General features: G+C 50.8%; 22 protein-coding genes and 5 tRNA genes. All 27 read right to left on the bottom strand.

The genetic code is table 11. The features are described 5' to 3' along the window. Positions 1–94: 94 nt before the first annotated feature. The 27 genes from HMPREF9469_RS09270 to HMPREF9469_RS09400 all read right to left on the bottom strand — a co-directional run bounded on the left by HMPREF9469_RS09270 (position 95) and on the right by HMPREF9469_RS09400 (position 24,380). Positions 95–691: a GTP pyrophosphokinase gene (locus tag HMPREF9469_RS09270; RefSeq protein WP_007861263.1), complete on the bottom strand. Its 597-nt coding sequence runs from the start codon at positions 689–691 to the stop codon at positions 95–97. 216 nt (positions 692–907) lie between these two features. Further along, positions 908–979, bottom strand: a tRNA-Gln gene (locus HMPREF9469_RS09275). 48 nt (positions 980–1,027) lie between these two features. Then, positions 1,028–1,103, bottom strand: a tRNA-His gene (locus HMPREF9469_RS09280). Between the two features lie 34 nt (positions 1,104–1,137). Further along, positions 1,138–1,211, bottom strand: a tRNA-Arg gene (locus HMPREF9469_RS09285). Between the two features lie 190 nt (positions 1,212–1,401). Then, positions 1,402–1,812, bottom strand: coding sequence for a PTS sugar transporter subunit IIA (locus HMPREF9469_RS09290; RefSeq protein WP_007861265.1), 411 nt, complete (start codon positions 1,810–1,812; stop codon positions 1,402–1,404). A 65-nt stretch (positions 1,813–1,877) separates the two neighbouring features. Continuing rightward, the gene (locus HMPREF9469_RS09295) at positions 1,878–2,747 is read right to left on the bottom strand and encodes a PTS system mannose/fructose/sorbose family transporter subunit IID (protein WP_007861269.1); all 870 of its coding nucleotides are present in this window, start codon (positions 2,745–2,747) and stop codon (positions 1,878–1,880) included. Continuing rightward, positions 2,744–3,529, bottom strand: a complete 786-nt coding sequence (locus HMPREF9469_RS09300; protein ID WP_007861270.1) for a PTS mannose/fructose/sorbose/N-acetylgalactosamine transporter subunit IIC — start codon at positions 3,527–3,529, stop codon at positions 2,744–2,746. Before HMPREF9469_RS09300 ends, HMPREF9469_RS09295 begins: the two co-directional genes overlap by 4 nt. 18 nt (positions 3,530–3,547) lie before the next feature. Continuing rightward, entirely contained in the window at positions 3,548–4,036 is a 489-nt protein-coding gene (locus tag HMPREF9469_RS09305; protein ID WP_007861271.1) for a PTS sugar transporter subunit IIB, read from the bottom strand. A 14-nt stretch (positions 4,037–4,050) separates the two neighbouring features. Next, entirely contained in the window at positions 4,051–4,983 is a 933-nt protein-coding gene (gene murQ / locus HMPREF9469_RS09310) for an N-acetylmuramic acid 6-phosphate etherase (RefSeq protein ID WP_007861272.1), read from the bottom strand. After that, complete coding sequence (locus HMPREF9469_RS09315; RefSeq protein ID WP_007861274.1) at positions 4,977–5,657, bottom strand: PIG-L deacetylase family protein; 681 nt, start codon at positions 5,655–5,657, stop codon at positions 4,977–4,979. Before HMPREF9469_RS09315 ends, murQ begins: the two co-directional genes overlap by 7 nt. Before the next feature lie 15 nt (positions 5,658–5,672). Further along, positions 5,673–6,611: a GNAT family N-acetyltransferase gene (locus tag HMPREF9469_RS09320; RefSeq protein WP_007861276.1), complete on the bottom strand. Its 939-nt coding sequence runs from the start codon at positions 6,609–6,611 to the stop codon at positions 5,673–5,675. Between the two features lie 61 nt (positions 6,612–6,672). Further along, positions 6,673–7,521 carry a MurR/RpiR family transcriptional regulator gene (locus HMPREF9469_RS09325; protein ID WP_007861278.1) on the bottom strand — a complete coding sequence of 283 codons (849 nt, stop codon included), beginning with the start codon at positions 7,519–7,521 and terminating at the stop codon, positions 6,673–6,675. A gap of 236 nt (positions 7,522–7,757) precedes the next feature. After that, positions 7,758–7,828: transfer RNA gene (locus HMPREF9469_RS09330), tRNA-Gly, on the bottom strand. A 26-nt stretch (positions 7,829–7,854) separates the two neighbouring features. Then, a tRNA-Pro gene (locus tag HMPREF9469_RS09335) sits at positions 7,855–7,929 on the bottom strand. 111 nt (positions 7,930–8,040) lie between these two features. After that, the gene (locus tag HMPREF9469_RS09340) at positions 8,041–8,541 is read right to left on the bottom strand and encodes a metallophosphoesterase family protein (RefSeq protein ID WP_007861280.1); all 501 of its coding nucleotides are present in this window, start codon (positions 8,539–8,541) and stop codon (positions 8,041–8,043) included. Continuing rightward, positions 8,519–9,160 carry an RdgB/HAM1 family non-canonical purine NTP pyrophosphatase gene (gene rdgB / locus HMPREF9469_RS09345; protein WP_007861282.1) on the bottom strand — a complete coding sequence of 214 codons (642 nt, stop codon included), beginning with the start codon at positions 9,158–9,160 and terminating at the stop codon, positions 8,519–8,521. The genes HMPREF9469_RS09340 and rdgB overlap by 23 nt, the downstream gene beginning before the upstream one ends. A gap of 29 nt (positions 9,161–9,189) precedes the next feature. After that, on the bottom strand, positions 9,190–10,710 hold the full coding sequence (locus HMPREF9469_RS09350; RefSeq protein ID WP_007861284.1) for a lectin like domain-containing protein: 1,521 nt from the start codon (positions 10,708–10,710) through the stop codon (positions 9,190–9,192). Continuing rightward, complete coding sequence (locus tag HMPREF9469_RS09355) at positions 10,707–11,870, bottom strand: THUMP domain-containing class I SAM-dependent RNA methyltransferase (RefSeq protein WP_007861285.1); 1,164 nt, start codon at positions 11,868–11,870, stop codon at positions 10,707–10,709. The genes HMPREF9469_RS09350 and HMPREF9469_RS09355 overlap by 4 nt, the downstream gene beginning before the upstream one ends. Before the next feature lie 20 nt (positions 11,871–11,890). Further along, positions 11,891–12,448 carry a phosphodiesterase gene (gene yfcE, locus HMPREF9469_RS09360; protein WP_007861287.1) on the bottom strand — a complete coding sequence of 186 codons (558 nt, stop codon included), beginning with the start codon at positions 12,446–12,448 and terminating at the stop codon, positions 11,891–11,893. Positions 12,449–12,495: 47 nt separating this feature from the next. Beyond that, complete coding sequence (locus tag HMPREF9469_RS09365) at positions 12,496–12,828, bottom strand: rhodanese-like domain-containing protein (RefSeq protein WP_007861289.1); 333 nt, start codon at positions 12,826–12,828, stop codon at positions 12,496–12,498. A 321-nt stretch (positions 12,829–13,149) separates the two neighbouring features. Continuing rightward, entirely contained in the window at positions 13,150–16,332 is a 3,183-nt protein-coding gene (locus HMPREF9469_RS09370) for an alpha-mannosidase (RefSeq protein ID WP_007861291.1), read from the bottom strand. Positions 16,333–16,358: 26 nt separating this feature from the next. Continuing rightward, positions 16,359–17,180, bottom strand: a complete 822-nt coding sequence (locus tag HMPREF9469_RS09375) for a carbohydrate ABC transporter permease (RefSeq protein WP_007861292.1) — start codon at positions 17,178–17,180, stop codon at positions 16,359–16,361. Between the two features lie 13 nt (positions 17,181–17,193). Further along, positions 17,194–18,078 carry a carbohydrate ABC transporter permease gene (locus tag HMPREF9469_RS09380; protein ID WP_040415234.1) on the bottom strand — a complete coding sequence of 295 codons (885 nt, stop codon included), beginning with the start codon at positions 18,076–18,078 and terminating at the stop codon, positions 17,194–17,196. A 173-nt stretch (positions 18,079–18,251) separates the two neighbouring features. Beyond that, the gene (locus HMPREF9469_RS09385) at positions 18,252–19,655 is read right to left on the bottom strand and encodes an extracellular solute-binding protein (protein WP_007861294.1); all 1,404 of its coding nucleotides are present in this window, start codon (positions 19,653–19,655) and stop codon (positions 18,252–18,254) included. Positions 19,656–19,768: 113 nt separating this feature from the next. Continuing rightward, positions 19,769–21,016, bottom strand: a complete 1,248-nt coding sequence (locus HMPREF9469_RS09390; RefSeq protein ID WP_007861295.1) for an ABC transporter substrate-binding protein — start codon at positions 21,014–21,016, stop codon at positions 19,769–19,771. Further along, complete coding sequence (locus tag HMPREF9469_RS09395) at positions 21,013–22,530, bottom strand: response regulator transcription factor (protein WP_007861296.1); 1,518 nt, start codon at positions 22,528–22,530, stop codon at positions 21,013–21,015. The genes HMPREF9469_RS09390 and HMPREF9469_RS09395 overlap by 4 nt, the downstream gene beginning before the upstream one ends. A gap of 14 nt (positions 22,531–22,544) precedes the next feature. Further along, positions 22,545–24,380, bottom strand: coding sequence for a sensor histidine kinase (locus HMPREF9469_RS09400; protein WP_007861297.1), 1,836 nt, complete (start codon positions 24,378–24,380; stop codon positions 22,545–22,547). Positions 24,381–25,444 lie beyond the last annotated feature (1,064 nt).

The following is a 25,444-nucleotide window of genomic DNA, read 5'->3' on the forward strand; positions in this document are numbered from 1 at the left end:
CTTTATCATGGAAATCCTTACCCATTATTATGTACAAAAGCGGGAAAAAAACGGCATCCGGGGAAAAATCCCTGAATGCCGGTTATAAAGCACTTTATTTTCTTTCATTATGGATTTCAAATTCGCTCTCTATCTCTTTAAGGATTCGGGCATAACGGCAGAATTCCTGCTCCAGCCACTCCTTGTTTTCCGGTTTCTTTTTATAGCACACCCGGTGCTCCATGCTGGCCCAGAAATCCATGGCCATGGTCCGAAACTGCACCTCCACCGGAAAATACTCCATGGTGTCCAGACAGTATACTGGAATGCCCAGGACCAGATGGTAACTCCGATAACCATTAGGCTTTGGAACCCGTATATAATCCTTTTCCTTGATCAGGACCAGATCGGTCTGTCGTTTGAGGATATGCACCATGTTATAAATGTCATTTACAAAATAGCAGATAACGCGGATTCCCGCAATATCCTGGAGTTCATTCCTGGCATTGTTCATACTGTCCGTAAACCCCAAACGCCTGAGTTTTTCCTCAATGCTCCGCTTTTCCTTGATCCGGCTCTGGATGTTGTGTATGGGGCCGGAAACGGACCGTTCCTTATACAGGGTGTGGTTTAACACCTCCATGCGGGTGTTCAGAACGCGCCTGGCATCCTCATAAGGCTTGATAAAATCGTAATACTGCTCATTTGTCATCCTGCGGACCCTACCTCCCTGTTTCTCTCAAGATTTCCACATTTAACCAGCATACCTGGAATTTGTGAGTATTCTGTGATGGCTTTCTGTATAATCCATAAAATTTATATTCCTTTCTTCTCGGCGGAACAAATTTTTAGAAACAAAAAAGCAGACATACCTTTACCGGTACATCTGCTGGTCAGGGCAGAACAGCTGCCCTGTCAATTATGTTAACTGGGCCGGCGGGATTCGAACCCTCGAGTGCAGGAGTCAAAGTCCTGTGCCTTACCGCTTGGCGACGGCCCAAAAATCTCAGATAAAATATCCAGATAAAAAAAAATTCCCATAAGGGAAAGGTGAGTAGAGGGATTCGAACCCTCGGCCTCCAGAGCCACAATCTGGCGCGATAACCAACTTCGCCATACCCACCATACATAATTATTCAATTCAGAGCTTGCGCTCAATGAGCCTGAAGGGATTCGAACCCCCGACCCACGGCTTAGAAGGCCGTTGCTCTATCCAACTGAGCTACAGACTCACACTCGCTGACAACTTACCATGATGTCACACTTTGTCCGTCTACCGTTGTCAACGAGAGATAGTTTACCATAGGTTTCTGAAGATTGCAAGCACTTTTTTATATTTTTTTTGAAGACCCTTTTTGAACCTCTTTAAAGAGAACTGCTAAAGCATCTTCCGGCATTTCTTATAAGGCGCATGGAGTCCCTCTACACGGCTCCTTCCATCATAGCCGACACATCCACGATTCCCTCTCTGCCCGCCTGGATCACCTGGCCCGGAAGCTGCTCAAAGGGAACATTTTCCCGCATGAACACGGCCTGGACAACGGATGCCATGTTTGCTCCCGCCACCACCTTGAGATTTTTTCCAACCGGTTCCGCCAGCAGCTGCACCGCCACATTAAAGGGCGATCCGCCCAGGATATCGGTCATAAGAAGCACATCATCCGATTCCAGGTCACGAATCGCCTGCACCATATGGGACTTCAGTTCCTCTATGCCCTCCCCTTTTACAAAATTAACCACCTGTACCTGTTCCGGTACACCGGCCACCAGCTCGATGGCGCTCATCACTCCCTGCGCATACTGCCCGTGGCCTGTCACTACAAGTCCTGTCACTTAAGCTCCTCCTGGTTTCTATTGTTTACTCCCCTTTTTAAGACAGCTGCCCTGAGGGCGGCCGGCTATGCGTAGAACCCGCTCATATACCCAATACCGGTCAGTATGGCTGCCAGGACCAGTATCAGCCCCATCAGCTTAAGGGGCGACCACTTTTTCTTGGCGTACAGCCAGTATACGCCCAGGGTCAGCCCCAAAGGCACCAGCCTTGGGAAAATGTTGTTGATTGTGGCGTCTGCGTTAAATATCACCTGTCCTGCCAGCACCTCCCCGGTAGCCGCGTCAAATACATCCTTTACAATCTGGAACGGGATGGAGCAGCTGACAAAGGACGCGGTCAGGGCGCCTACTACCAAAAGTCCCATGAAATTCATGGAGTTGGTGAGAATATCCATTTTACCGGTTGCCATAAATCCGGACATGCCCTCCAGACCTGACTTGTACCCAAAGTAAAACAATTTCCTGGACAGGATGCAGGTCAGGACCGGATAAGCCAGCAGATAGATGACAGCCCCCACCCATGCCATGGAACTGTCAAGCCCCTGTGAAATGGACATGCATATGGTCAGGAGAATGGGGATAATGGTGGCCACCCAAAGTGAATCGCCAATGGCGGATGTGGGGCCTATCAGAGCCACCTTTACGGTGTTGATCACATCCGGCGTGCACTGTCCATTGGCATTGGCTTCCTCCATGCCGCATACAATGCCGTTGCAGATGGATCCCACCTGTGCCTCTGTGTTAAAGAGGGTCACGTGGCGTTTCAAAGCCTGGGCCTTTTCCTCCTTGGTGTCATACAGTTCCTCCACAACAGGAGCCATGGACTGGCCAAAGGCCATGCCCAGCATACTCTCCGCCTGCTGGGAGCAGCCGTTCCAGAAAAACCAGTTCCAGAATGATTGATCCAATGTTTTTTTGCTTAACTGCCTGCTCATGCCCTTGCCTCCTTTTGCTCAATCTGAAACACATAGTAGATCACTGCCAGCAGGGTTGCGATCACAGCCACCGCCATGGTGTTTAAGTTAAAATAAGTTACAAGTACAAAGCCCAGCAGGAAAATGCATATCTGCCACTGCTTTTTTAACAGGAACGAGATGATGATCCCCATTCCAAGAGCCGCCATCATGCCGCCAAAGGTGCTGAGCAGGGTTGTGAGCCAGCCCGGTATCATGGACGCAAAATCCGCCTGCGCCGATGCGGCTGTCATGGTGGTCAGAAGGATCACTGCCGGAATAAAACGGCAGGCCAGACCGATCAGCTGCCCGCATACAACATTGGGAATATACATCTTTCCGGTCTCACCAGCCTCTGCGTACTTGTTGGCAAGGCGGTTTAAAGGCAGGTTCAGGGCATAGGACAGGTTCCATACCATCTGTCCCACCAGTCCGCCGATTCCCGCAAACACCACGGCCAGGCCGATGACCTGTGTGCTTTCCATGCCGGTTCCAAATACCAGAGCGCCGGCCGTACCAATGTAGGTGGCATAGGACAAGTCCCAGGCCACGGCGCCGCCGGGAGTCACATTGCCCATGTACATGATCTGCAGGGCAATGCCCACGATCATGGCTGTCTGCAGATCCCCCATGATCACGCCCACCACAAAGGAAGCCACCAGGGGTCTTCCCAGGGTGTACCACCCTATGGTATTTCCCACAATGGAGCCAATGGAACCCAGATACACAAACAGTGAAATCGCTATAATCTGTATGACACTCATTTCTTCCCCTCCTATACGCTAAATTGTTTTCTTAAACGCTTCCCACGTGGTCCTGGCTGAAGTTGGCAGCTGATGGAAAAATACATCCAGTCCGTCAGCAGCAAATCCATCCAAGATCTCCACATCCCGGTCACTGAGATAAAAGATTCCCGTGGCTCCGTCCAGTTTGTGCCTGGAGTCCTCCTTTTTAGCCAGGTTTCCCAGCATAACCGCCTTGGCTCCTGCGATCTCCTCCTTCAGCGCGGTCAGGGCTTCAGGCTGTTTTACGATCATCAGCCGGTTGCCGCTTCCCGGTTTTTTCAATATCTCCCTGGCTTCTTCTGTTGTAACAATATGCGTTTTGTACGTGCCCGGAACCCCCATGGTCATAATGGTCTTAAGCATGGGATTCTTGGCGCTCACATCATCCACCGCCACGATCTCCTTGATCTGCAGAGTGGGGCACCACGCCACGATGGTCTGTCCATGTATCAGCCTGTCGTCAATCCTTACATACAAATCTGCCATTGCAGTTCCTCCTTTCAGTCACGGCCGTGTGTACCATCCAAACATTTCCTCACAAATCCCTTATGAATCTCCAGGCGTTCCTTTGCCTCTTTTGCCGTTATCCCTGTCAGAATCATGACGATCGCTGCCTTGATCCCTCCATCCGCCAGTTCAAGGGCTGCCTGTGCTGTCTCCTCCGTGCAGCCGCAGGCCATGGACACGATCCGTTTGGCCCGCTCCACCAGTTTCAGGTTGGTGGCCCGCATATCCACCATAAGATTTCCATATACTTTCCCGATCCCCACCATGGCCGCGGTAGAGATCATGTTCAGGATCATTTTCTCAGCCGTACCCGCCTTCAGCCTGGTAGACCCTGTGAGGATCTCAGGACCGGCGTCCACCTCAATGGCGATATCCGAATAATCCGTAAGCTCTGCCGGCCGGTTGCAGGAAAGCCCCACGCAGCATGCGCCTGCTTCCCTTGCACATTCCAATGCGCCGATACAGTATGGGGTGCGCCCGGAAGCAGAAAGGGCCACCACCACATCCCGCTCATCCACCTTTAAATGCTCCAGGTCTTTTCTGCCCTCCTCTTTGGAATCCTCCACTCCCTCCTGGGCGTGGACAAAGGCTTTCTCACCTCCTGCCATGATCCCCACCACCTCGTCCGTGGTGGAAAATGTGGGCAGGCACTCCACCGCGTCCAGGATCCCCAGCCTTCCGCTGGTTCCGGCTCCGGCGTAGATCAGCCTCCCCCCCTTGTTCAGCGCACAGATGACCGCTTCCACGGTTTCCTGGATCTGCGGCAGCGCCTGTTTTACCGCCTCAATGACATTTTTATCCTCTTCATTCATCACGGTCAGGAGTTCCCCCACACTCATCAGGTCCAGGTCCAATGTCCTGGGGTTCCTGCTCTCTGTCTTTAAACCGGATAATACTTCCTTATCTTTTCCCTTCAACCCTACCATAAGCGTTCCTCTATCTGGCTTGCATACATATAGCCCACTGTATTGCAGTCATTTCCTGATTCAATTCCCCTTACCTTGAGATTGGTGGTATAATAAGGAATATATGGGAAATCATTGATCTCCCCCTTAAATACCTGGTACTCCTTAAGGGCCCTGAACCACTGGTCCGTCTCCTCCTCACTGAGGCTGTAATATGCCTGGGGGATAAAGCCCTGGAGATCCTCAAAGGTCTCCCCGTACACAAGACGGATGGGGTTTCCTTTTTTCCTTAAATGCTTCACTGCCAATGTCACTGCGTCATGGGTATTGATATGTCTTGGATGCATGGAACCGCGCCAGTGCGTGATGACCAGTTCCACTTTCTCCTCCTCAAAATATTCTTCCAAGCGTCCGGCAAAGTCTTCCAGGGAGGGCATGCTGCTGGACACATATCCCAGCCAGATGGTATCCCCGCCCAGAGCCTTGGCCGCCCTCTGGTTTTGGTCCAGAAGCGACTTCAGATACGCCTGCTTTTCCTCTTCTGCCGCATTGGGATCCTCCAGCCTGCCCTGTGTCACATGAATCAGGGTGCAGCGGCTGCCCTGCTTTGCATATTTTATGACCAAAGGCCCTCCCAGCAGTTCAGCATCCAATGAATGGGCTCCAATACTCACCACGCGTTTTGCAATTTCCATATCCTGTTCCCTCCCCTATAGATTTTTCCGGTAATCTTTAAATGTCCTGAACACATGAACTCCATGGCGTTCATAGAACCTGCGCCCCGGTTCATCCGTGGATACAAAATACAGGTGATAGATCCCCCGCTTTTCCATCTCCAGCTGAGCCAGGTCAAAAAGGATGCTGCCAAGCCCCTGATTCCTCACACGCTCCGCTGTCCCAATGGGACCAAAGCGCATGGGATTCTCATCGATCATCCTGGTACAGAATCCGCATATTTGATCCTGCTGGTCCAGGACCAGCAGGATACAGTCCTCTGCCCGGTCATGCTGCATGGTCAGCAGGCAGTTGCGTTTCCATCCCCCGCCAAATTCATCCCGGGCAAAATTCAGCAGGTCCACCGCGTACTGGTAAGTGAACATCTTAAAACAAAAACCTGCCTCATTTGCCTTTTTTAACCGTTTCTTTGTCTCATCCGACAGGCGGTAGCCGTGCAGGTCTTTGCACATGGAGTAGCTGGTCTTTCCCTGTACATAGCCATGCTTTTCAAAAAATGAAGCGCCCCCAGGGTAATTCTCAGTATCCACACCCGGGAAAAAGTAACTGGGACTATAGGCTGCCAGGGTGATGTTCTTTGCTCCCCTTGCCTTTAGATCCCCCTCAGCCCTCAAAAGGAGTTCAGTGCCAATCCCTTTTCCCTGGTATTCCCCTGCCACAAACATCACATTGATCCATCCCCGCTCCGGCTCTGTGCCGCGTTCCAGATAAGGAAATTTACGTTTGGTGGCCAGCAGGAATCCCACTGTCTTTTCATCCTCCCTGGCCACATAGCACAGATCCGAATCAAAGTTGTCGTCCAACAGTGCCTGCCGGCGGAATTTATGTACGGTTATGGGGTCGGCGAAAAGCTCCTGGTTCCAGAGTTCCACCACCTGGGCTTCATATGCCTGGTTATAGGTTAAGAGTTCCATGATCGTCCTTCCTTCCTTAAAATATACGTAACTGTTCAGGACATCCGATGTGAAAATGAACTTATATAATGTCCTTTGTTATCACATTGCTTTTGAGCCTGGCAATATTTCTTTCGTAATTATTCTTCACATATGCGGTAAACAGGATGTCAATGATATTCAGCTGGGATATCCTGGATGCGGTTGCCGCTGTCCTCACCAGCAGTTCCTTGGCAGACACATACAGTTTGCAGTCAGCCAGACGTGTCAGATCATTTTCCGCAAACCGGGTCACGGTGATAATGGGAACGTTTTGTTCCTTCAGCACCCTGGCGCAGGTCAGCATTTCCCTGGTAAGGCCTGAGTAGCTGAATATGACAGCCACATCCTCCTTTGTCAGGTTCCTGGCGCACACCAGCTGGGAATGCCAGTCATCATTGCAGATACAGGGCTTGTTAAGCCTGAGGAACTTAAGATACATATCCCTGGCTGCCAGCAGAGAGGATCCGATCCCAAACAGCCCTGCGGTCTCAGCCTTCTCAATGATGTCCACACAGTTCTGCAGTTCGTCCAGGTCCACTAATTTGCGAGTGTCCTCCAACGCCTGTATGCTTCTGTAAGTAACCTTATCCACAATGTCCTTCAGTCCGTCATCCCGGCTGATTTCCGTGCTGATGTCCTTACGCGCTTCACTGCGCAGTGCAAGCTCGTAATTCAGGGAACTGTTAAATTCCTTGTAGCCGCTGAATCCCAGCTTTTTGCACAGCCGGATGATCGTGGCCGCCGAGGTATAGGTCTTCTCAGCCAGAACATGGATGCTGAGTTTGGATGCTTCCTCCGGCTTTTCCAGCAGATACCGGACCAGGTCCTTCTCCGCTCCGTTGGCCTGTACCCTGTACTCCTGCAGTCTTACCAATACATTTTTCATCATATCCCGTCCTCACTTTTAATTATAAGAAATGAAACTAAATTGTCAATAAATCCATTGTATAACGAAACTTTATTTCAATCAATGTAATAATTACTCCTTTTAAAATAAATTGTTTGAAACTTGTTAACAATTTCCTCCTTATCTCTGCTACTTTGTTCACAGACATTTCCGGATCCCATCATGCCAACACTGTTTTATAATACAAAAAAAGAAGCCCTGTAAGGCTTCTCTCTCAGAGCAGGTGATGGGAATCGAACCCACGTATCTAGCTTGGAAGGCTAGTGTTCTACCATTGAACTACACCTGCATATATGCAATTTATTGAGTTGAAAATCGGGGTGACAGGATTTGAACCTGCGACCTCCTGGTCCCAAACCAGGCGCTCTAGCCAAGCTGAGCCACACCCCGGCACCGGCATAATATACCCGTCATTCTCTCCCGTCTTTAAGACGCAAGAGTTATTATATACTATGCCTATGAGAATGTCAATAAGTATTTTATCTTTTCTTCTGCCCGAATTTACAGGAAATTCAGGGAAAAATGGGCTTCCCCTTCCTTATCGATCTCCATCAGCATATAGGACGGCTTGTGTCCGTCCTGGCGCGGATAGGAGAGGCTGCCAGGATTCAGCACGATCAGATCCTTATCCCCGGGCTTTCTGTCCACCTCATAGAACGGCCTGTGGGTATGGCCGAACATGGCTATGTCAAAGCCCCTGGCCCTGGCTTCCTCTGCAAGGTACTCGGCGCCCACCGATACATTGTAATAATGTCCATGGGTCAGAAGGGTCCTGTAACCACCGATCATAATGTCCTTTTCCCGTTCCAGATTGGAAAAAAAATCATTGTTGCCCAGGATCATCTGAAGGTCGCAGTCCTCATTGACCCAGGACGCGATCATATGCTCGCTGCCCTCCGCGTCTCCCAGATGGATCAGCATATCCAGATGTCCTGTCCGGGCAATGACCTGTTTCAGGTTTCCGTCTTTTCTATGAGTATCACTGACAATTAATATTTTCATCCTGCGTCCTCTCCATCTCTCTTTTAAGCACTTTCTCAAGAGCCGCTTTCATTGCCCTTAAGGCTTTCCCCCTGTGGCTGATCTTATTCTTCTCCTCCATGGTGATCTCAGCCGATGTCAGACCATACTCGGGCAGGAAAAGAATGGGATCATACCCAAACCCTCCGCTTCCGGCAGGTTCTTCTGCTATCATTCCCTCCATGGTCTCCTCCGTATGAAGGACCCGTCCGTCCGGCAGCACGGCCGCTATGTTGCACACAAACCGGGCGCTGCGGGACCTGCCCCCGGCATCCTTCAGCCGGTCAATGATATTCCTGTTCTTTATCTCATAGGAGGTATCCTCCCCCATATATCTTGCGGAGTATATCCCCGGTTCGCCGCCGATGTAATCCACCGCCAGACCGGAATCATCTGCCAGCACAATATCGCCTGTCACCTTCCAGACCGCTTTGGCCTTGATCTCAGCGTTCTCCCCAAAGGTGGTTCCGTCCTCCACGATGTCCAGATCCACACCTGCCTCCTTCATGGACAGCACAGGCAGCCCCAGATCTCCCAAGAGGGCTCTGATCTCCCTCATCTTTCCTTCATTGCCAGTGGCAAAAATGATTCTGTGTCCCATTTTTCCGATCCTCATCTGTTATACTTCAATTATTTATACTTGGTGTAAACCTTCAGGCAGATATTGCAGCCCTGGGTTTCCTCCACATGTTCCCAGACATTGCCGTCATGGCTTAGATAACCCTCCCCGTCCTTTAGGTCCACCAAAGCGATCCCGTCCCCGGCATCATATTCTATGGCAACCGGATGGACGGTCCCGGGTGTTATTATTTTAACTATTATAGCAAATTTTTCATCATCATCCAATAGTATTTTTTCTTCCAGGGGAATTGTATAAAACCCCGCATTGGCCAGCTTACCCCGTGCCAGAAGTGTGCGGCTGTTCAGCGCCTTTTCAAGTTCCGGATCCCCGGCCTCAGGCAGATGTCTGGCCACATAAAGCTCATACTGGGTATCACTGTCCGTTGCATAGAATCCGGCGGCTGCCAGCATTTCCCCGGAACCGGCCCTGTACGCATTGGAAAACCATGCCTCGTCCTGGCCGTATCCGATCTGGCCCACCCAGCCGCACAGATCGCTCTGGTGGATCCTATCGTAATTATTTACCTGCTCCACGCCTGTGTAGACAATATTATGAACCCCGATATTGGTGTCGTAGTAGGATACGTAAAAATATCCCTGGTCCCCAAAATCCTCACCCCAGCTGTTGGTACAGATAAACGCCCCATCCCCCTCCAGGTCCATATTAAAATTCTCCCTGGAATAATTGTCATCCCATCCAACAATCACGGAATCATGGTTCGGCTTTTCGCTGCCCATATAACAGTAGGAATTGGTTTCCCGGTTATAGTACACGGACTCGCTCTGGTAATCCCTCATGGAGGTATACAGAGAACTCTGCACCCCTCCTTCCAGGTATACGGCCCGTTTAACGGCATCATAATCCTTGGCCTTCAGGACCTGGATCTCCTGCACATGCTTCCTGGGCATTAGACCATCCGGCGAATAACCGTCCCCGTAAGGGTCCTCGGATTCCAGCACAGGCCCCTGCCATGCCAGAAGATAGGCCATGGACATGGTGTACTCCCCGCCCTCATCCTGGCTTAAAAGAAAGTTGTTGTGCATGGACATGTGGTCCACTGCAAATGTCATCCTCTGCCCAGGCAGCAGGGAAGACTCCAGAGCGGTGAGGGATGCAAAGGCCCAGCACGTTCCCAGGGATCCCTGGTTGCCGATCTGGGGCGCCCTTCCCTCTGTCCTGTAGTCATAGGCAGCCGGCAGCTTTACCTGCGGTCCGTAACCCCGGTTCCATATATATGGTTTATACTCATCCTTTGTCTCTTTTTCCTGTGTATCCTTTTCCTTCGTTTCTTTTTCCCGTTCTTCTTCCTTTCCCGTCTCTCCCCCGTCAGTCCGGCCGGCCGTATGGCCGGCGCTGTTCTCCTGCGTGCCTGATAAGCTCTCCTGCGTCTCCTGCTGCATCTCCTGCCGGGGATTTCCCGCCCCAAGACTGCCGCAACCGGAAACAGACCCCGCCAGCAAAACGCCGGCCAGGGCCAATATCAGCCACTTCTGGCCTGTATATGAAATAAAGGTATTGCTGTTTCTCAATTCTCTCTGCTCTCCTGACTGCGTCTGGGAGGCTTTGGTCCCATGAACTGGTAAAAGTATGTCTTCATCATACCATTGTAGATCTTCCTGTTCTTGTCCGCCCTGCGCCCAATGTACTGCTCCGCGTCCTCGTAGGAAGTAATCAGGTACATGGACCATGCATCCAGGGCAGCATAGCGCTCCCCGATCTCCCTGTACAGGGCTGGAAGGTTGGATTTCTCCTCAAGCCGCTCGCCGTACGGCGGGTTGGATATAATAAATCCATATTTCTTGGGATGGCTTAAAGCGCTGACAGGCCTTTGCTGGAAATGGATCATATGGTCCACTCCGGCAGACTCTGCATTGGCCCTGGCCGCCTTTACAATATCACCGTCAATGTCATACCCCTGAATGTCCGCCTTCACATCCCTGTCCACCAGTTCATTGGCCTCATCCATGGCCTCATACCAGCATTTACGCTTGATCAAATTCTTCCAGTCCTCAGACAGGAAGGAGCGGTTCATACCCGGCGCCATATTGGCCGCCATCATGGCCGCTTCAATGGGAAATGTCCCGCTTCCGCAAAAGGGATCCACCAGTATGCGTTCTTTGTTCCACGGGGTCAGCATAATCAGTGCGGCTGCCAGGGTTTCTGTAATGGGCGCCTTGCTGGTCAGTGTCCTGTATCCGCGTTTGTGGAGTGAATCGCCGCTGGTGTCTATACCCACTGTCACCACATCCTTATACAGAAATACGCGCAGGGGATAGCTGGCTCCATTTTCAGGGAACCATGATACGCCATAATGCTTTTTCATCCGCTCCACCATTGCCTTTTTCATGATGGATTGTATATCAGAGGGGCTGAACAGCTTGCTCTTGATGGAGGAAGCCTTTGCAACCCAGAATTTTCCATCCTCCGGCACATATTCCTCCCAGGCAATGGCTTTTGTACCCTGAAACAGTTCCTCAAATGTCTCTGCCTTAAAACTCCCCACCTTTAAAAGCACACGCTCCGCGGTGCGCAGGAATATATTGGCGCGGCAGATCGCTTCATCATCACCGATAAAGGTAACACGGCCATCCTCCACAAGGGATATCTCATATCCCAGATCCAGTATCTCTTTTTTCAGCACCGCTTCCAGTCCAAAATGGCAGGGTGCGATCAGTTCATATGTCTTCAATCAATTATCCTCTCCGCATATTACAGCTTCATTTCTTTTACCAGGTCCCCGTCCAGGGTGAGGATCCGGAATACCCCGTCCACAAGCATGGCATAGGTATGGGGATTCCCTCCCTTGGGTATGGAAACAGACCCTGGGTTGAGCACAGTGATGCGTCCGCAGGGTGTATTGTCAACTGTCTCCGCTTTCAGAAGGTGGGTGTGTCCATGAACAAGGATATCGCCTTCCTTCATGGGAGGAAGATGGTCCTGGTCAAACACATGTCCATGGGTGGCATAAAAGGTTTTGCCCTCGATCACAAACAGTCCGTAATCCGCCATGATGGGGAAATCAAGCACCATCTGGTCCACCTCTGTATCACAGTTTCCCCGAACCGCATAAATTTCATTCTTCATGGAATTTAACATGGCAATGACTTCCTTGGGCGCATAATCCCTTGGCAGGTCATTGCGGGGACCGTGGTACAGAATATCTCCCAGCAAAACCAGGCGCTCTGCTCCGGTCCCTTCATATATATCCAGCATCCTCCTGCAATAGTACGCAGAACCGTGTATATCCGATGCAAACATTATCTTCATGGGTTTATCCTCCTGAAAACAGCTTTTATCACTCAAACTTACGGTTTCTATTCTATAGCTGAAACCGGGCTTCTGTCAATGTATTTCCCCCGGTAATTCAACATTCCTCCAGCCAGATCCACTGCATCATAGCCCAATCTCCACAGGTCCCGGCAGACCACCATGCTTTTCGCCCCCCGGTCACAATAGAACACCACGGTACCGTCCCTTCTGATAAGATCCATGTTACACTCCAGCTCCTCGTAGGGAATGTTCATACTTCCCCACAAGCGGTCATGCTCATACATCCACGGTTCCCGCAGATCCACCAGCTGGGCCACTTTTCCCTGCTCCAGCCATTCGTCAAATTGTCTATATGATATCATTGGAAATGTCGTCATTTCCTACTCACCTGCCCTTTCCTTTACGGCCGGCCGGCAAAAAAGCCTGTCAGACGTGTCCTATTATCAATATATGCGGTGTGGTCCATGGGGTGAAGGATCAAACCGGGATTGTGGGGACTTTGGGGCGGACCTGGGCGGGGCGGGCCTGATCCCGGGGCTTCGGGCCGTGGACACCACCAAAAAGCCGGCGTACTTGGTTGCACGCCGGCTTTTTAGCCGTTCCGTTATTCTATTGTTCTATGATTATCGGTTTTTACTGACCCGCCTGTTACGGCGTCTTCATTTCCCGTGCTGTATTTGCGCACTTTCCCCTGCTCTCTATGGGCTTTGAAGCATAAGTTTCACGGTCTTGATCTCAAAGGGCATAAATGAGAGCCTGGTTCCCTCCTTTGCCACATCCAGCGTCCTCTCCTCTGCCTCCAGCATATCACATTCCGCAGCCCCCTTTACCGGAAGCCTCCATGTGAGGCGCGTGTCCGTGCGCTGGTTAAAGCACTCATACATTCGCAGGATCACATCCCGGCTGTCCTCCGCCTGTTTCACCACTTCGATCACAATATTATCCGCATCCACGGATACCAGGGAATACTGTGGCGGGAGGGTGCGGTCAGATCCGTTTTTCACAGCTGCCATCAGGGGATTATTAAACAGATACGCCTGTTTCACCGTGCCGGCTTCCCTCCAGTCCCCCTTGTGGGGATAAATGGAATACCAAAACTCGTGTTTTTCCTTGTCCGCATCCGGATTGGGATACAGAGGGGACTTTAACATGGTCAGCCCCACCACTCCGTCCTTTACGCTGCAGCCGTATTTGCAGTCGTTGAGAAAGCTGACCCCGTACCCGTACTCGGACACATCCAGCCACTTATGGACACATACCTCAAATTTTGCAAAATCCCATGAGGTGTTGGAATGGGTGGGCCGTTTTACATTGCCGTACTGGATCTCAAAGGACGCTTCATCCGTATGGACATCCAGCGGGAATATATCCTTCAGCATAATCAGGTGCTCGTTCCAGTCCACCTTGGTCCGTATATCGATCCTGGGGGTATGGCCATACAGGTAAATAGTCTGGGAAATGGTTGAATCCAGGTACTGCCGGTCGATCTGCACCGCGGCGCGCACCGGCCCCATCTCCGTAACCTGAACAGATGAGACCTGATCCACTTCCCAGCTTTTCTCCGTATAGTAGTTATTGATATCCCACGCATCATAGTTGTGGGGACGGTCCTCGTAGCTCATGATCACATTGCCGGCCCGGCCCGGCTTCAGGACCTCACGCTTGTTCTCCTTATCATAAATGCGTGAAAACTGGCCCTTTTCGTTGAATTCCAGGATAAAGTACCGGTTCTCCATTCCCCTCTCGCTGACAGTCAGTTCCGAAGGCATGGCGTTCTCCTCCCCATACCCGTAGGTACGGTACCCCCTTGAGGGCACTCCCAGGGCCTCAAAGATGCAGCGGCCCTCCGCTGTCTGCTGGACCGGAATCTTTCCTGAGCCGTCCCGAAGCCCGGTTACCTCTTTCCCCTTCCCCGGTGAAAATTCCGCAATCCCTTCTCCCAAAGCGCCGTAAGGATTAAACACCACCACGTCCCCGGCTCCGGCATCCACATGATCCGCCAGCCTTTGAAGCTGTTCCCTGATCTGCTGCCCGGCACGTTCCAACAATTCTTCATACTCTGCCTTGGAATCTTCATATACCTCTTTGATGGATGAACCGGGCAGTATATCGTGGAACTGATTCTTCATCACGGTCTCCCAGCTCTCCTTTAGCAGCCGGGCCGGATACTTCCCTCCCGGATGCCCTCCGCCAGGCAGGTCTTCCTCCCCCAGCAGGCATTCCTCCATCACTCCCAGCCATTCCATGTTCTGGCAGGCAAACTCCGATTTCCTGTTATAACGTTTATTCCGTGCCATGGTGGTATAAGTGCCCCTGTGGTATTCCAGGTACAGTTCGCCGCTCCACACAGGCAGATAGGGGTTTTGGCATATATCCTGTTCCAGCTTTTCAAAGAACTCCGTTACATGGGACATTCTGGTGTTGGGGCAGCCCGGGATCCCCTTGGATAGCCGCCTCTGGTTTTCCAGCATTTCCCTGGTGGTCCCTCCGCCGCCGTCCCCGTAGCCGCAGGCCATCAGAGTCTCCTGGTTCAGGTATTTCTGGCTGTACCGTTTCCAGGATCCCTTGACCTGGGACGGATTGATAAAGCCGTTATAAGTGGTGAAAAAGTTGGTCCTGTTGGCATTGTCCGCCGTGTCCTTATAATCCCTGGTGGGCATAAAATGCGTCAGGATCTCCGTGCCATCGATTCCCCTCCACATGAACGTATCATAGGGCATGCGGTTGAATTCATTCCAATTGATCTTAGTGGTCATGAAATACCGGATCCCTGTCTTTTTCATGATCTGGGGCAGGGCCGCTGAGTAGCCGAACACATCCGGCAGCCATACGACCACATTGTCCTTTCCAAATTCTTCCTTGAAAAAACGCTTGCCGTACAGGATCTGGCGCACCAGGGATTCCCCTGATGAGAGGTTGCAGTCCGCCTCCACAAACATGGCCCCCTCTGTCTCCCACCGCCCTTCACGGACCCGTTCCCTGATCTCCTCATAGATCTCAGGGGCGTTCTTTTTCACAAATTGGTACAAAAGGGGCTGGCTGGACATGAACTTATACTCCGGATACTGCCGCATAAGTTCCAGCACCGTGGAAAAGCTGCGCACAGCCTTGTCCTGCGTGACCCTCAGGGTCCACAGCCAGGCACAGTCAATATGGGTGTGGCCTACACAGCAGATGGTCGGCCTGTCCTTGGTGCCGCACCGTTTTTCATAAAATTCCTCTGTTATGTATTGCTGCGCCCTGGCAAGGCTTTCATAATATTCAGGCGACCCCTCCTTGCGGAAATCCAGAAGATTGACGGACTGGTTGATGATATTGATGATGGTTATATAATCCCGGTCCTCCTCGTCCAGCAGGCAGGCCGTATGATATGGCACGGAAATATCATAATAGTATTGTTCGGTCAGGCGGTCCAGCACCTTCAGGGAAGCCTTGAGTTTTAAGTTAAAATTCTGGTCCCCTGTGAACGCAGAGAGAACGATCCGGTACTCCTGCCCCGGCGCAGCATGTTCGGAAAGGACCACCTCCCGGTGATTGACATCCAATCCCTGGCGCAGCACGCCGTCCACATAACAGGAGAACTGCGGGTTGGTTGCGTCCCATCCCCCTTCCTTTCCGGTGAGGATCTCAAGGCAGACACATTTTCCCTCAAAGCATTCCGGTACCGTTGCCTTAAGGTCGAACCAGTAATACTCTCTGTGGCCTCCCCATATCCCCCCGCTGCCAAAGGGCTTCCATTCCGAAGCATTCAGATCCATTCTGCCCCTGTAGTTTTCCTCCGACTTGATAAAGCGTATATCCGTTACCTCCCGGGTCAGGGGGTAAATCTGTTGTTCCAGATAAGAAAGGAACTTTCCTATCCGCTGGCGAAGCATGATCATTTCTAACCTCCTTAAATCTTGAAACTCTACCCTTTTGCGGCTCCTGATAAACTGAATCCTTTGGACATATAATTCTGGGACAATATGTACAGCAGGATGGAGGGCAGCGTGTAGATGATGGAATAAGCTGCCAGAGGACCGTAGTCAATAAGTCCATACTGGCCGAAAAACTGATACAGCTTCACGGAAGCCGGCATCTTGGACGCTGAGCTGAGAAGGATATACGGAACAAAAAAGTTGCCCCAGCTCTTGGAAAACGTGTAGATAAACACGGTGCAGATTCCCGGAAACATTAACGGCAGCACAACCCCTGTAATGGATTTCATAGTGGTGGCCCCGTCTACCCAGGCAGCCTCCTCCAGTTCCTGGGGAACCGCGTCCATAAAATTCTTCATCAGCCACAGCCCGTAGGGAAGGGATGAGGCCGAGAGGTACAGGATCACTCCCCAGATTTTGTCCAAAAGCCCCAGACTCAGGTACATTTTATAAACCGGGACGATCACGGCGATCATGGGCAGGGCGGTCATAAATAGTATGATGTTCATAAATGCCTTTTTGTAGCTCAATTTGTATCTGGACAGCGGATATGCGGCCAGGCAGGACAGCAGGACCACTGCCAGTGATTCCACAAATGATATCACAAAGCCCACCCAGTAAGCCCGCAGATTGCTTTTTTCCGTCAGCACACTGACAAAGTTGCCCATGGTCCAGGCCGCAGGGGTCTTAAGGGCATCGCTGGCATTGGGGTCCAGTGACGCCGCCACCAGCCACACCAGGGGCAAAAGGAATGTAAGCGCCATAAAACTCAATACAATATAATGCAGATAATTGACCTGTTTGTTATTCATGCTGCGCTCCTCCCTAATCCTTTGATTTTAAGATCCTGGCATATATCAGGCTGCATATGATGCCCACCAGAAGGATCAGCATTCCGATGGCAGTTCCAAATCCCAGCTGCATTCCCTTAAGTCCCTGATTGTACATGTAAATGGGCAAGGTGGTGGTCTTATTGGCAGGACCTCCTCCTGTCATGGCGTAGATCAGTCCGTATACCCCCAGTGTGGACAGGGTGTTTAACATCACATTGGTGGCAATGCTGTCCTTGATGCAGGGTACGATGATCCGGATCAGAACCTGGAGCCGGTTGGCGCCGTCCACACGGGCTGCCTCCTCTATCTCCCCGGATACGTTATCCAGGGCGGACTGGAAATTCAGCATGGAAAATGCGGTCCCGTGCCACACGTTGGCTATGATCACCGAGAGCATGGGATGTTCATAAAGCCAGGCAATGCCCTTTATCCCCACAGCGCCCAGAAGCACGTTTAAGGTTCCGTTTTCCTTAAAAAAGGCCATAAAGCATAATGCCACCACAATCTCCGGCATCACCCAGCCCACCAGGAAACAGGGGCCCACCACACTGCGGAAAGCCCTGGCCTTCTGTTTCATAAAATAGGCGATTGCAAACCCCAGGATGGTCTGTCCTGCCAGGCTGCCCGCCAAAAATACCAGGGTATTCCTGATAGCCGTGATGGTGCTGGGGTCTGTCAGCATTCTTTGGTAATTCTCCAGGCCAATGAACTTCAAATTCCTGGCATTGGAACCGCTGAGCGCCATATTTGTAAACGAGTAATACACGGTCAATACAATGGGGACGATGAAAAAGCACAGTAAGACTGCCACTGCCGGGAGCAGAAGCACGGATTTTCTCATCTCCTCCCGCCAACTATATACCTGTCTGTTTGTCATTGGACAACTCTTCCTTTCATAAAAATGTGGAGGGTAATCCGTCTGATCGCCGCTCCACAATTCAGGTACGCCTGAACGTACTTGTGTAAGTCGCCTCATGCTTTGCATGACATGATAGGTATGTGCGCCTTACACGATCCGCCGCAGGCTTCATCTTTCCGGGAAAGATGAACTTATTTCTCCACTACATTGTCATCCCCCACCACGCGGGCCACATCCATGGCATACTGGTTCATGGCATCCTCCGGCGTACTGCCGGATACAACCGCCTCCACCATGGTCTGGATATTATTGGTCACAACTGAATACTGCTCGTTCTGTGGTCTGAAGAAGGCTCCCTCCAGCAGGTCGGTTGCTTCCGTGCGGAAGGGAAGGGAGGTATATGCCTCATCCGCAGCCGCATCCGTCCTGGTGACAATACTTCCCTGGGCGATCACGGATTCGGTGTACAGAGGCGGTTCCATTAATTTCTTAATAAAGGCAAACGCCTCATCTTTCATATCGGAATTTTCAGGAATGGAAACAGACCAGCCTCCTGACATGGTGATCACACCGCCGCCGTTCTGTGTGGGCATGGCTGCAAATCCCATGATCTCCTGGTATTCAGGCCATGGGGAAGCGCCTGTCTCCTCCCAGTTTGCACAGATCCAGGCTCCGTCCATGGACATTGCCAGTTTCTGCTGGGGCAGATATTCGCGCCTGGCCGTGTTGGTGGCCTGCCCGTTAAGTACCAGGGACAGGGAGGGTCCGTAGCCATTGGTATAAATGTCACTGATAAACTGCAGGGTGTCCTCAATAGCCCGGCTCTTTACGATCCATTTTCCATTCTCATCCAGAAGCTGCTCACCTGTTCCGTACAGCAGCATTTCATAGGTCTGCATGGAGGTGGCCTCACCGGTTGCCACACCGGAATTACACCAGAATGGGATCACATCCGGAACATTGGCCTTGATGGCAGCGCACGCGTCCAGAACATCCTGCCAGTTCTCCGGCTGCCACTCCTGGGGAAGACCTGCCTGCTTAAAGATCTCCTTGTTGTACCAGATCCCTCTGGCATCCGTGGAATAAGGGATACCGTAGACAGAGCCGTCCTCTGCAACAGAACCTGACTTCAGAGAATCATAATATGTCCCATCGGACCATTCCGGGTAACCGGCCACATAAGAGTCCAGATTAGTCAGGTATCCGGCGCTTACATCACTTGGAAGCTGGAAGGTATCCTCGATCACAATGTCCGGGCAGGTATTCTTGTCCGCCAGCTGCAGGGCAACTTTGGTATAATAATCCCCCTCAGAGGATGTGATGGGGGCAAGTTCCAGATCGATCCCATCCTTTTGGTCCCATTCCTCATAGCTTTTCTTAAGCCATACATACCACGGATGGTTTTCTCCCTGGCCATCATCCTTAAATGTAACGGTCAGAGTCTTCTTTTCCCCTGATGACGCCCCGGTCTCCTCCTTCCCGCTCTGCTGCTCAGACGGGGCTGCGGTGGCGGATGCAGACCCGGAGGCCCCGCATGCAGCCAGGCTGGAAACCATAACAGCGGCCAATGCCGCGCTGATCAATTTTCTTTTCATTTTTCCCTCTCCTTTATTTTTCTTTGTACACTGATGGTATCATTTCAAACAGCCAAAGTATATTCCACTTTTTTGAAAAAAGGGTAAAATTTTAACCACTGACGCAAAAAGCATCAGTGGTTCATGATCGCAACCCTCACCTCATCCTGGAGGTTCCTTGCAGTTTCGGGCACATCTATGTTTTTCTTTGTAAGCAGGCTGCAAACATATTCGGAAAGGATGCTGGATACCTCAAACCAGGAATTGTAACTCTTTAACAAAATCCCCTGGTTGACAAACCCCTTTTTCAGCTGCAGCATATCCCTGTCATTTCCGCCTTCTCCTGCTTCTGCCTGAAACAGGGGAAGGGTGCCTGTGGCATTTAAGAAACGCGTCCTGACCTCCGGCTGGTACAGATACCCCATAAATGCAAGGGCGCCTCTGTCCCCGTTTTTCAGGATCCCTATATTGTCCCCTGACAGGACATACCCCTCCCTAACCTCCCCGGGCACCGCAGTGATCCTGTAGGATATACCGCTCTTTAGCTGGTCCAGATAGGTTTTTACGCTGATGGGGGCAATGATCATGGCTGCCTTTTCATCTGCAAATTCCCGCGCAATATCTGTCTGTGTATAATTGATCACATTTTTATCCACATAGCCCCACCGCTTCAGGGTGTCGAATAGTTCCAGGGACCTGATCCCCGGACTGCTGTCCAGACTGTAGTAGCTTCCGCCGCATATGTAAAGCACGCTGCTGTAAAGCCGCGCTCCATCCCCTGTGCGCCGCACGCCGAATCCAAGGCCGTAAATCCCGCTGCTGTCAATGCTGTTGCACACTTCAAATACCTGATTCCAGTTATCCGGCACATCCAGAGCCTTTTTCTCAAAATATCCGGTATTGGAAAACAGTACATAGGGATCGCAGCTAAAGGGGATCCCATAGTATTTCCCATCATCCATAACAGCCTGCCACATATCCGGCCATATGACGCTGGCCCTCCGCTCCTTGGTAATGTAGGGGGTGATGTCTTCCAGCACATCCATGTCAAGAAGTCCGGCCATCTCCAGGCTGTCGCAGATAACCATGTCCGCCTTATCTCCCCGTTCCTCCCTCAGGCATATGTCCTTTTTCAGGTTTTCCTTGTCAATAAATTCCATCTCCACCCGCAGGCCTGGATTTTGTTCATTAAACTCATCCGCAAACTGCCTTAATATCTCCTGCTGCCCCATGATCTCATAGCAGGACAGGACTTTGATGACCGCGGTTTGGTCCTGTGCAGACTTATCCTCCGGGATATCCTTTTGGAACTGGACATATACAATCAGGATGGAGATCATAAGTGTTCCTATTACAACAGGCATAACCCTTTTTATGCTCATAACCTGGATTCCTTCCTATACTCTGACGGAGTCACCCCGCAGAGTTTTTTAAATACCTTAATAAAATACTTCTGGTCATGAAAGCCAACGGCCTCAGCCACCTCATAGATCTTATAATTGCCGGTCATCAGCATCCGCTTGGCAGCGCTGATCCTGAAATTTTGTAAAAAAGCGCTGAAGTTAATCCCTGTTTCCCGGTAAAAAATCCTGCTCAGGTATTCCGGCGTCACCCTGCATATCCTGGCCACATCCGTCAGTGTGATGTCCTCTTTATAGTTGGTGCGTATATAGGAAACCGCGTTCATGACCATGCCGTTCTCCGTGGGCATTTCTTCCCCCGGCTCTTTGGAGATCATATGTATGAATTTTTCCAGTTGGTAATGGACCTCGCTTCTGCTTTCACTCAATACGACCATTTCAATAAAATATTGAATGTTCTCTTCCTGGTTAAAATACTCCTTCATCTCCCTGGCCACATTGAACACATTGGCGATCAGGCGTACGGCGCACTCCCGTATCTCTTCCGGTCTGCCATTGCTGTCCGCAACCTCCCTGATAAATTTATTTCCGTATTCCTCCAGTTTCTTCTTGTTGCCATTGCGAAGTTCGCGGATCATGGACTTCTCCAAATGCTCAGGATATTCCAATGGCCCGTAGCGCACCTGTGCAACCGTCTCCTCATCGATCATCCTGTCAGGATCAAGGGAAAACGCATAGGGCAGCCAGCCTGTCATCTGTTCCACCCCGGGCCACAGATTTTCAATTCCCCAGACCCGGTGGCAGACACAGGTACAGGCCCCTATCTCCTCCAGCTCCGGCAGGACCTTTATGGCAAACCGGTTCTTAAACCCCCTGTTTCTCTCCGTGCCGGCCGCAATGACCAGGATGCGCTTTTCCCCGGGCACGGAGATGACACAGGAATTTTCAATGCAGAGTGATTCCAGCAGTTCCTTTGTACAGTTCATAAACTCCGCCACCCGGTCCACAAACATCCTTCCCGGGGACAATAAAAACAAGGTCAGTTCTGTCTTGTCATTCATGTGAAGCATCTCCTGGAGCACCAGGCGCACTGAGTCCTTTTGCTCTTCCTGGCACTCCTTGTAATTAATAAGCAGCTGTTCCACGGAAACCTGTTGGATCCTCGTATTACAGATCCTTGTCTCCACGGCGCTTAGATTCTTTAAAAAATCCTCCACGTCCAACGGTTTCAGGAGATAGTCCACCACCTGAAGCTGGAGGGCCTTCCTTGCATATTCAAAGTCCGAGTACCCGGTGAGAAGAATTGCATTGAACCTGACCTTTTCATCAAACAGCTTCTGGAGCATTTCCAGGCCGCCCATGACCGGCATCCTGATATCGCTGATAATCAGGTCCGGCTGCTTCTCTTTCACCAGTTCATATCCTTCCTGCCCATTTTCCCCAACCCCCACCACCTCATGGGCGGTAAACTGCTTTATCATATTCAGAATGCCATTCCTGGTTTTATGTTCATCCTCCACCAGAACGATCCTCATTCCATCACCCCTTCCTAATGTACTTCCGGAATCACAATGCGCACCGTGGTTCCTGTCAAGTCTGAGTCAAAACGGATATCCCCTTTGTCCCCATAATACAGTTTGATCCTGGTGATCACGTTCCTGACTCCAATGGTTTTGCCCAGGGTGTCAGCCCTGCCGTCATATGAGTTCAGCTGCCGCACCAGATCAGGGCTCATGCCCACGCCGTTATCTTTGATCTCTATGGAAATATTTCCCTCTTCTGTGTACTGTATGGATATGTCTATCTCCCCCGGCCTCCCGCTGTCCGGAAATCCATGGATAATGGTATTTTCCACCAGTGGCTGCAGCAGGAGTTTGTGGATGCAGCACTCCTCCACCTTTTCATCCGCATCAATGGAGCACTGGAATGAGTAGTCAAAGCGCTGCTGCTGTAAATAGATATACTTTTTCAAAAATTCCAGCTCTGTCCGGATCGTCACGATCTCATTGCTGTTGTGGATACTGTAGCGCAGGATCTGGGCCAGCTTTGTGATCATCTGGCTGATGGAGAACTGCTGCTGTTCAATTGCCTGCCAGTTGATGGTATCCAGTGTATTGTAAAGGAAATGTGGATTGATCTGGGCTTCCAGGGACCGTATCTCTGCATTTTTCTCCCGGACCATGGATTCCCGCTCCTGCTGGTTCGCCTTCTTGATCTCTGCCAGCATATCATTAAAGTGCTCGGAGATCCTGGCAAACTCGTCATTTCCTTCCACCACCGCCTTGCTGTCCAGGTTTCCCCTATTGGCCTCGTTCATGGCCTTTAGTATCTTCTTCACGGACCGGTCCGTATCCTGTGATATGTAATACACAATTAGGAAACAGACTGCTCCCACCAGCCCTGCCACCAGACAGATCATGATCAGGAGATAGCGCAGCTTAGACAGGGAGTAGTTCAGATCCTGGATATTCACAATAAAGAATTCCCCGTTCAGAATGCTGAGGGCATTGACAGACAGGTTTCCGGCACGAAAGTAATGGATCTTGCTGATAAAATCATAGGACGCCTTTTTAAGGACATCCATATCCTCCTCTCCTATCATCACCCCGGACCGCCCTGGAAACAGGTTGGTATCATGGTATCCCTGCTGGGGAAATGATACCATGTTGCCGTAACAATCCACCAGAAAAGAAATGTTGGACTCCTCGCCTCCCTGGCTGTAAACCCTGCGGAACCGGCTCTCATCAATACACAGAATCACACAGCCCTCGGCTCCCCTTTTGTAATTGTTAAAATCAGCAAGGGGGTGGGCTATGAAAAAGTAGGAGTGGCTTCCATATTCCTCATCGTTCTTACTGGTCAGGGGAGAATAAATACTGCCCTTCTGCTTCATGGCATCCTTTACCAGCGGATCATTCTTCAGGTTGGGAGGGAAACAATACGGCTTCCGGCTTGACAAGGTCACGCTGTCATAAAAGCACTCATCCCCATATTTCCCCACAATGGCGATCCCCATGATCTCCTCGTTCATATATATGATATCCCGCAGCTTGTCCTCCAGGGAATGCTTAGACCGGTAATAATCCTCCCCGTCCCAGGAATTGATGATCTTCAGGTCGTCAATATAGTCCGGGTTGGTATAGATCTCCTGTATCACGCTGTTAAAACGTTCAAATGTTGCCCTTATATTCCCCGCACTCTGTTCCAGACTCTCGCTGATCAGTTCCTGTGTCTGTTCCGTTATAATGGCGGAGCTTAAGTGGTAGGATATCATCAGAATAATTCCGATCTGCAAAAGGGACACGGACAAAAGGATAACCAGGATCTTTTTTCCCAATTCCATGGACCGGTATTTTGCAGTCAGTCGACCTCTCATATTTATCATGGCTGGTCACCTTTCATCAGAAGATTTTATTCGCTGCATCTTCCCATATTCTAGCATGATTTTCGCCCCAGTCCAAGTGCCTGCAACCACAAAATCCCCATGCAGAGAGCATCCCAGCGTTCCTTTGAGCGGAGAGGGCATTTGGTAAGCAGATAAGCCCCTTACGGGGTTTACCCCTTTCAGAACCGAACGTGCGGCTTTCCCGCATTCGGCTCCCTGTAAAGCTTATACATCGACTGCTATCTGTATATACTGACATAAATACGTGGCTGGGCAAGCGGAAACTGTTTCATCAGTTCTTTGTCCCCTTCCTTTGTATAGCTTTTTTGCTGGCTTCTTCTATTCAGCCAGTAGTACAGCCTGTATCGCACGATATTATAAAACGAGTTCAGGCTTGCTGATGTCCTATGGACGTAAACACCATGTCTGGATTTTCGCTCGACAGCTGTGATATTCTCGCCAATTTCGTTTCCATAGTTCCTCCCGTCTCTGTGTACAGACTATGTTTCCTCTTTGGTATGACTTTACATGACAGACCTGCGAGGACAGGTGCGAGGACAGGTGCGAGGACAGGTTCTTCTCGACTTCCACAACTTTATTTCTTCTGTGTACTATTCGGCCATCCGACTTCTGCTGGGTATTTTGTGGTTCTCCCTTCTTCAGTTGTTCCACATACCAGATGTACGCAACTCCTCTGGATCCAGACAGACCTCCCCGGTTGACTTAAAATCCTTCCTTGCATGACCAACCTAAAAAAACCGAGGAAGCGGCTGTATTCTCGCCATTACCGTTTACAGCCGTATTGCTTTCAGTGAATAGGAGCACCTCTTCCTTCCCAATTACATTTTGATATCAAGGCTATATATAGTTATGCCCTGCAAGTTTCGCTGTCTACGCTTAGCAGTCAGTATCTCTACTACCCACCCAAGACTCGCTAGCTGCGGTACGGCTTATACCTTACAGCGTGGGACTTTCACCCACCGAACTTCAATCCCTTTACTGGGCGCACCCTATGAAACAAAAAAAGACCGCCGTTTATCACGGCGGCGGCCTTCTTTTTTACT

Origin of the sequence: [Clostridium] citroniae WAL-17108, assembly GCF_000233455.1 — a bacterium.
Lineage (GTDB): Bacteria > Bacillota > Clostridia > Lachnospirales > Lachnospiraceae > Enterocloster > Enterocloster citroniae.

Excerpts from the sequence above, each read along its gene's own strand:
- HMPREF9469_RS09270 (WP_007861263.1), bottom strand. The coding sequence starts at position 691 with ATGACAAATGAGCAGTATTACGATTTTATCAAGCCTTATGAGGATGCC.
- HMPREF9469_RS09295 (WP_007861269.1), bottom strand. The coding sequence starts at position 2,747 with ATGAGCAGGCAGTTAAGCAAAAAAACATTGGATCAATCATTCTGGAAC.
- HMPREF9469_RS09300 (WP_007861270.1), bottom strand. The coding sequence starts at position 3,529 with ATGAGTGTCATACAGATTATAGCGATTTCACTGTTTGTGTATCTGGGT.
- HMPREF9469_RS09305 (WP_007861271.1), bottom strand. The coding sequence starts at position 4,036 with ATGGCAGATTTGTATGTAAGGATTGACGACAGGCTGATACATGGACAG.
- murQ (WP_007861272.1), bottom strand. The coding sequence starts at position 4,983 with ATGGTAGGGTTGAAGGGAAAAGATAAGGAAGTATTATCCGGTTTAAAG.
- HMPREF9469_RS09315 (WP_007861274.1), bottom strand. The coding sequence starts at position 5,657 with ATGGAAATTGCAAAACGCGTGGTGAGTATTGGAGCCCATTCATTGGAT.
- HMPREF9469_RS09320 (WP_007861276.1), bottom strand. The coding sequence starts at position 6,611 with ATGGAACTCTTAACCTATAACCAGGCATATGAAGCCCAGGTGGTGGAA.
- HMPREF9469_RS09325 (WP_007861278.1), bottom strand. The coding sequence starts at position 7,521 with ATGATGAAAAATGTATTGGTAAGACTGCAGGAGTACAGGGTACAGGCC.
- HMPREF9469_RS09340 (WP_007861280.1), bottom strand. The coding sequence starts at position 8,541 with ATGAAAATATTAATTGTCAGTGATACTCATAGAAAAGACGGAAACCTG.
- rdgB (WP_007861282.1), bottom strand. The coding sequence starts at position 9,160 with ATGGGACACAGAATCATTTTTGCCACTGGCAATGAAGGAAAGATGAGG.
- yfcE (WP_007861287.1), bottom strand. The coding sequence starts at position 12,448 with ATGAAGATAATGTTTGCATCGGATATACACGGTTCTGCGTACTATTGC.
- HMPREF9469_RS09365 (WP_007861289.1), bottom strand. The coding sequence starts at position 12,828 with ATGACGACATTTCCAATGATATCATATAGACAATTTGACGAATGGCTG.
- HMPREF9469_RS09370 (WP_007861291.1), bottom strand. The coding sequence starts at position 16,332 with ATGATCATGCTTCGCCAGCGGATAGGAAAGTTCCTTTCTTATCTGGAA.
- HMPREF9469_RS09375 (WP_007861292.1), bottom strand. The coding sequence starts at position 17,180 with ATGAATAACAAACAGGTCAATTATCTGCATTATATTGTATTGAGTTTT.
- HMPREF9469_RS09380 (WP_040415234.1), bottom strand. The coding sequence starts at position 18,078 with ATGACAAACAGACAGGTATATAGTTGGCGGGAGGAGATGAGAAAATCC.
- HMPREF9469_RS09385 (WP_007861294.1), bottom strand. The coding sequence starts at position 19,655 with ATGAAAAGAAAATTGATCAGCGCGGCATTGGCCGCTGTTATGGTTTCC.
- HMPREF9469_RS09390 (WP_007861295.1), bottom strand. The coding sequence starts at position 21,016 with ATGAGCATAAAAAGGGTTATGCCTGTTGTAATAGGAACACTTATGATC.
- HMPREF9469_RS09395 (WP_007861296.1), bottom strand. The coding sequence starts at position 22,530 with ATGAGGATCGTTCTGGTGGAGGATGAACATAAAACCAGGAATGGCATT.
- HMPREF9469_RS09400 (WP_007861297.1), bottom strand. The coding sequence starts at position 24,380 with ATGATAAATATGAGAGGTCGACTGACTGCAAAATACCGGTCCATGGAA.